Consider the following 6561-nt stretch of genomic DNA (forward strand, 5'->3'; position numbering starts at 1 on the left):
TGGTCGGACCAGAAGTACGGCACCGGCGCGAACGGCTTGCGCGCCCCGGGGCGGGCGAGGAGGTTCCGGGCCGCCGCCATGCCCTGCTCGGCCGCGTTCGTACGGTGCTCGATCCGCATCGAGGAGCCGAACAGCGGGTTGTACCAGCGGGCGACGTCCCCGGCCGCGTACGCGTTCGGGGCGGCCTCGCAGTACGCGTCGCACACGACGCCGTCACTCACGTCCAGTCCGCTGGCCACCAGCCACTCGGTGTTGGGCACCGAGCCGACGGCGACGAGCACCTCGTCGGCCTCGACGGTCCCACCGTCTGTGAGCCGCACCCCGCCCTCGGTCACCTCGGTGACGGTGACCCCGGTGCGCAGGTCCACCCCGTGGTCGCGGTGGGCCCGCGCCAGCACCGCGCCGACCTCCGTGCCGACCGCGTGGGCGAGCGGCACCGGGGCGGGTTCGAGGAGGGTGACCCGTGCCCCGAGGCGCCAGGCGACGGCCGCGGCTTCCGCGCCGAGGAACCCGGCGCCGACCACGACCAGCCGCCGCCCCGGCGTCAGCCGGTCCCGCAGCGCCAGGGCGTCCTCCAGGGTGCGCAGCACATGCGCTTTCGTACCGGGCAGTCGGCGCGGCCGTACGCCGGTGGCGACGACCAGTCCGTCGTACGGCACCGTGGACCCGTCGGCCAGCCGGACCTCGCGTTCTGCCAGGTCGAGTCCCGCTGGTCGAACACCTCGGGGGAGGCCATCACGCACTGCCCCGACGCGACGCACTTCGGTTCGTCCAGTTCCACACGCACGGGTTGCTCCTCGGTTCTCGAAGACGCCGGTCTCGAACGGGCCGGTCTCGAACGGGCCGGTGGTTCACCAGGCGACGGGCAGGCACTTCACGCCGTACGCGGTCCCCGTGTGGTTGAACGCCAGTCGGCTTCCGCTGGAAGAGGGTGCCCACGTATGCGCCGAGCGCGCCGCCCCGGCCGCGGCCGCCTCGTCCGCGGTGAGGGAGCTGTCGAGGACGCGGTTGCTGTTCCCCTGGAACAGTTCGTGGTCCTCGTACGGCACGCCGAGCAGTTCGGCGATGACCAGTGACGGCACGGGCAGGGCCAGCACGGTGAGCAGGTCGGCCGGGTTGGGGCCGGCGAGCATCTCGTCGATCAGGTCGTCGACGATCCGCCGCACGGCGGGCCGCATGGCCTCGATCCGCTTGACCAGGAAGGGCGCGTTGACCGACCGGCGCAGCCGGGTGTGTTCGGGGGCGTCGGTGTTGGTGATGAGCTTCGGGGTGTGCGGGGCGATCGCCGCGCGGTGGGCGTTCACATGGGGGAAGGCGGGCTCGTGGTCGTCGTTGCTGACCCGGGGGTCGGTGAGCAGGGCCCGCTGATCGGCGTGACGGGTGATCAGCCAGGGTGTGGTGCCGTTCCAGATCCGCACCTTGGTGATCGGTTTCGCGCCACGCAGGGCGCCCACGGCGGGCGGCGGGGCGAGCGGGCAGCCCGTCGCGCGGGGCATCGGGTACTCGGGGATCGGCGCCGCGTCCTCGGTCACGGCGCCGGTCGGGGTGTCGGCCATGTCTCTCCTCGGTGGTGGGGGCCCCGGTGGGGCAGGGCGCCGGGGACTGCTACGAGACCTCGATGAGCACAGGCAAACAGAGCGGACTGACGACTCCCGGTCAGTCACCTGACAGAAAGCTGACGTGGGATGGATCACATCGCGGGTGCCGGACGCCGACTGATGGGGCGGTGGTGTGTGTGAGGGGAGAGCACCCAAATGGCCCCCTGACAGCGGGAGTTGCAGTGTTCTAGGCCAAGGCGATCCCCTGGGCTGCGGGCCCTCACTAGAGTCGCCCGCATGCCTGATCTCTCTTACCTCGACGCCGTCCGAGAGTCGTACGACACGGTCGCCGCCGACTACTTCGAACAGGTCAAGGCCCCGGCGGAGCTGGATCCGCTGTCACGAGGCATGTTGAACGTGTTCGCGGAGGTGGTGCGAACGGCCGGTCTCGGCCCCGTCGCCGATCTCGGATGCGGGCCAGGGAGAGTCGCGGCCTACCTCGCCGAGCGGCAGGTTCCCGTTTTCGGCATCGACCTGTCGCCCGCAATGGTCGAGCTGGCCCGCAGCACCCACCCGGATCTGCGTTTCAGTGTCGGCTCGATGACTTCTCTCCCCATCGAGGACAACCTCCTCGGCGGCGTCCTCGCCTACTACTCCACCCACCACACCCCTCCGGCGCTGTTGCCAGTGGTCTTCGGCGAGTTCCACCGCGTCCTCGCGCCGGGCGGCACCCTGATGCTGGCCGGCCATGTGGGAGCCGACCAGCATCTCCGTCCGACACACGCCTACGGCGGTCATCCGGTGTCCTACGAGTCCTACCTGTTGCCGCCGGATCGGATCGCCGAGCTCTTGACGCAGTCCGGGCTCGCCCTCACCGCACGTTTGGTGGAGGAGCCCCGTGAAGGAGCCACGAGGTCCTTCGCCACCTTCCTCGCCCGCAAACCCGAACTGCTCTGAGATGCGCGCCTCTCTGCTGTGAGTGAACGCAGGGTGCGGCCATGACGGCCGGTTCGCACGGAGCGTGTGGGAGGCGGGTCAGACCAGATAGTCGGCCACCAGGGTGGCGAACTCGTCGGGTGTGGCCAGGCGGATACCGAGGTCTTCGGCCTTGGCCCGCTTGGATCCGGCGTTCTCCCCGGCGACGACCAGGGTGGTCTTCTTCGACACGCTGGAGGAGGAGCGCCCTCCGGCCCGTTCGATCAGTTCGTTCATCTGGTTGCGGCTGAGCTTCTCCAGCGGACCCGACATGGCGCCGGTGACCACCACGGTCATGCCCGTGAGCGGCCCGCCCTCGGCGTTCGCATCGCTCCCCGCGTCGGCGTCGACGGGGCTCGGCGGCGTGGCGCCGGGCTCGGTCATGTTCACTCCGGCGGCGACGAGTTTGTCGATGAGCGGGGCGAGTTCGGCCAGTTCGGCGACGATGGAGGGGGCCTTCTCGGTGCCGATGCCCTCGACCTGCTGCATGGCCGTGGCGTCGGCGGCGCGGATGTTGTCCATGGTGGCGAACCAGCGGGCGATGCGCCGTGACATCGACCGGCCCGTGCCGCGTACGCCGAGCGCGCACAGCACACGGGACAGCGGCTGCGCCTTGGCGTTACTGATCGCGGTGAGGAGGTTGTCGGTGCTGGTCTCCCCCATGCGTTCCAGGCCGAGCAGTTGCTCGCGGGTGAGGGTGAACAGGTCGGCGAGATCGGCGACCAGGCCGGCCTCGACGAGTTGGACGACACGGGTGGCGCCGAGGCCTTCGATGTCGAGCTGGTCGCGGCCGGCGGCGTAGGAGAGGGAAGCGACCAGGTGGCAGTTGCGGCCCTGCTCGCAGCGCCAGCGTTCCTGGCTGGTGTCGATGCCGGAACCACAGCGCGGGCACGCCTCGGGAAAGACGATGGGCTGTTCGTCGCCGGTGCGCAGGTGGGCGACGGGCGCCTCGATCCGCGGTATCACGTCGCCGGCCCGGTGGGACCATGACATGGTCGCCCAGCCGGAGGTCACGGCGGGTGATGTCGGCGGGGTTGTGCAGCGTGGCGTAGGTGATGGTGGCGCCGTCGATCTCGACGGGCTCGAGCACGCCGCGCGGGGCGATGATGCCCGTGCGGCCCACGTTCCACTCCACCTCCAGCAGCCGGGTGATCTTCTCCACGGCCGGGAGCTTGTAGGCGATCGCCCACCGCGGAGCCCGCGATCCGGATCCGGCCGTGTGCTGGTCGGCGGCCAGGTCGGCCTTGATGACGATCCCGTCGATCCCGAACGGCAACTGCGCCCGCAGCGCCGCGATCTCCTGCACCCGGTCCAGCACCTGCTCACTGCTGCGGGCCACTCTGCCGGGGACCGCGGTCGAGGCGGTGGTGTTCACCCCGAGGTCGGCGGCCAGGACCATCAGATCGCTGTGGGCGAGGTCGCGCAGCCGCGCCGCGAGGGCGGTGTCGGTGTCGGGCAGGGGCAGCAGGCCGTAGCCGAAGAACGTCATGGGCACCGTGTAGGCGCGTTCCTTGGCGCGTAGTGTGCCCGCGGCCGCGTTGCGGGGGTTGGCGAAGGGTTGCCCGCCGTGCCCGGTGCGGACCTCGTTGGCGTGCTCGAACTGGGCCGTCGTCATGAGGACTTCGCCACGCACCTCCACGCTCACCGGTTCCGACAGGGTCTCGGGCAGGCCCTCGATGGTGCTGATCGCGTGCGAGACGTCCTCCCCGGCCGTCCCGTCCCCCCGGGTGATCAGCCGTGTGAGGCGGCCACGGGTGTAGCGGGCGGCGACCGCGAGACCGTCCAGCTTCGCCTCCACGCTCCACTGATCCACCTCGTGGCCGACACGCCGGGCGAGGGACGCCGCCCACGCGGTGAACTCCTCCGCGGAGAACACGTTGTCCAGGCTCAGCATCGCCACGGTGTGCGGCACATCGCCCTCGACGGCGCCGCCCGCGACCTTCCCCGTCGGCGAGTCCGGGAGCACCTGGTCGGGATGCTCGGCCTCCCACGCGGCGATGCCACGCACCAGCCGGTCGTAGGTGTCGTCGTCCAGCGGCGAGGTACCGCCCGCGTAGTAGGCGGCCGCGGCCTTCACCGCGTCCTCGACCGCCTGCACGTAGGCGGCGGCATCCACGATCTGTGCAACAGGAGTCGTCATGACCGTCATCCTGCCTGCCACCACTGACAACGGCCCCCCAGGTCGGAGCCGAGGCATTGCCGGAGCCGAGGCATTGCCGGAGCCGAGGCATTGCCGGAGCCGGGGCCGGGCGGGGCGGGGCGGGCGAATTGCCAGGGGGACAGAGCAGATCGGCATGTGTCGTGGCCGTTGTGACAGGGAGCGGGTGACAGACACAGGGGCGAGGCTCCTCAGCAGCCGCACCGTGAAGGCGGCGGACTGCGAAGGAGCGATCTCATGGGCCGATACGATCTCGCCCTCATCGGCTTCGGCGGCGTCAACCGCGCGCTTGCCGAACTCATGTCCCAGAACGGGGACCGCCTGGCCGAGGAGCTGGGTTTCGCCCTGCGGGTGGTGGCGATCACCGATCTGCGAGCCGGTTCCCTGGTGGACACCGACGGCATCGATCTGGCGCCGCTGCTGGCCGCCGAGCCGGGGGAGCTGAGCTTCGCGGGCCTGGCCGGTGGCAGCGCGGATCCGCGCAACGAGTGGGTGATCCGCGAGGTCCCGGCCGACATCGTCGTGGAGGCGACGTTCACCAACCCCACCGACGGCGAGCCCGCTCTCTCCCATGTGCGCTGGGCCCTGGAATCGGGCAAGCACGTGTGCACCACCAACAAGGGACCGGTCGCACTCGCCGGCCGCGCGCTGAAGCGACTGGCCGCCGAGCGTGGGGTCGGCTTCGAGTTCGAGGGCTCCGTACTCAGCGGCACCCCCGTCCTGCGCACCGCCGAGCGCATGTTCGGCGGCCTGGAGATCACCGGCGTCCAGGGGATCATGAACGGCACCTCGAACTACATTCTCGGCCGCCTCGAAGAGGGCATCGAGCTGTCGGCGGCCATCGCCGAGGCTCAGGAACTCGGGTACGCCGAAGCCGACCCCACGGCGGACATCGAGGGCCACGACGTCCAGCTCAAGGTGATGATCCTGGCCAACGAGGTCCTCGGCGCCGACCTGCGCCGCGAGGACGTCTTCTGCGAGGGCATCTCCTCGCTCACCCCGCACGAGGTGCGGGACGCCGCCTCGAAGGGGCTGCGGTGGAAGCTGGTCGGCTCCGCCACCCGCCACGAGGACGGCAGCGTCGACGCCCGTGTCACCCCGCTCGCCCTGCCCGCCCAGCACCCGCTCGCCGGCATTTGCGGCCCGGTCAACGCGGTCGCCTTCCACACCGACCTCCTCGGCACCGTCACGGTGTCCGGGCCGGGCGCCGGGCGCACCGAGACCGCCTACGCCCTGCTGTCGGACATCACCGCCATCCACCAGCGTCACGGGGACGACGACTCCGCCCCCACGTGCCCCGTTCTGAAGGAGACCCACCGTGTCTGACACCGCCGTGCCCCCCGGTATCGCACTCGGTACCGACACCACGCTCGTGCACAACCCCTACACCGGCGAGGTCATCGCCTCGGTGCCCACCGCCGACGTCACCGCCCTCGGCAGCGTCCTGCAGCAGGCCAGGTGTGGGCGCCGCACCGCGGCCGCGCTGTCCCGCGCCTCCAGAGCCGCGGTCCTGGAACGCGCCGCCCGTCTGATCCAGCGGCGCTCCGAGTCCTTCGCCCAGCTCATCGTCAGCGAGGCCGGCAAGACCATCGTCCAGGCCCGCAAGGAAGTGGCCCGCGCGGTCAACACCCTGTCCCTGTCCGGAGCCGAGGCACGGCGCAACGCCGGCGAGGTCATCCCCTTCGACTCCCATGAGGGCTCGGAGAAACGGCAGGGGTGGTTCACCCGCGAACCGCTGGGCGTCATCGCCGCCATCACGCCCTTCAACGACCCGCTCAACCTGGTCGCCCACAAGCTCGGCCCGGCCATCGCCGGCGGCAACGCGGTCATCCTCAAACCGTCCGCGCTGACCCCGCTGACCGCTCTGCGCCTGGTCGACACCCTCATCGA

At 70.9% G+C, this 6561-nt stretch carries 5 protein-coding genes and 2 pseudogenes; 3 read left to right on the top strand and 4 right to left on the bottom strand.

Annotated features, from left to right (window positions below; translation table 11 throughout):
• The 3 genes and pseudogenes from AOK23_RS25150 to AOK23_RS25155 all read right to left on the bottom strand — a co-directional run.
• Positions 1-743 (bottom strand): NAD(P)/FAD-dependent oxidoreductase (locus AOK23_RS25150; RefSeq protein ID WP_240496547.1); only part of this gene is annotated, 743 nt, incomplete at its 3' end.
• A pseudogene (locus tag AOK23_RS47015) lies at positions 704-787 on the bottom strand (ferredoxin); the annotation flags it as partial. The pseudogene AOK23_RS47015 and the gene AOK23_RS25150, both read right to left, overlap by 40 nt.
• A 64-nt stretch (positions 788-851) precedes the next feature.
• Positions 852-1556, bottom strand: a complete 705-nt coding sequence (locus AOK23_RS25155) for a cytochrome P450 family protein (RefSeq protein ID WP_240496548.1) — start codon at positions 1554-1556, stop codon at positions 852-854.
• Between the two features lie 279 nt (positions 1557-1835).
• On the opposite strand from AOK23_RS25155, the gene AOK23_RS25160 reads away from it, so the two are divergent.
• Positions 1836-2495, top strand: a complete 660-nt coding sequence (locus tag AOK23_RS25160; protein ID WP_055714919.1) for a class I SAM-dependent methyltransferase — start codon at positions 1836-1838, stop codon at positions 2493-2495.
• Between the two features lie 78 nt (positions 2496-2573).
• Here the strand turns inward: AOK23_RS25160 and ligA are convergent.
• Positions 2574-4653 (bottom strand): annotated as a pseudogene (gene ligA / locus AOK23_RS25165) (NAD-dependent DNA ligase LigA).
• Positions 4654-4908: 255 nt separating this feature from the next.
• Here ligA and AOK23_RS25170 point away from each other — a divergent pair.
• Positions 4909-5997 (top strand): homoserine dehydrogenase, encoded by a 1089-nt coding sequence (locus tag AOK23_RS25170; RefSeq protein ID WP_055714920.1) that lies wholly within the window; start codon positions 4909-4911, stop codon positions 5995-5997.
• Positions 5990-6561 (top strand): aldehyde dehydrogenase family protein (locus AOK23_RS25175; RefSeq protein WP_157878147.1); only part of this gene is annotated, 572 nt, incomplete at its 3' end. The genes AOK23_RS25170 and AOK23_RS25175, both read left to right, overlap by 8 nt.

Source organism: Streptomyces torulosus (assembly GCF_001419765.1).
Classification (GTDB): Bacteria; Actinomycetota; Actinomycetes; order Streptomycetales; family Streptomycetaceae; genus Streptomyces; species Streptomyces torulosus.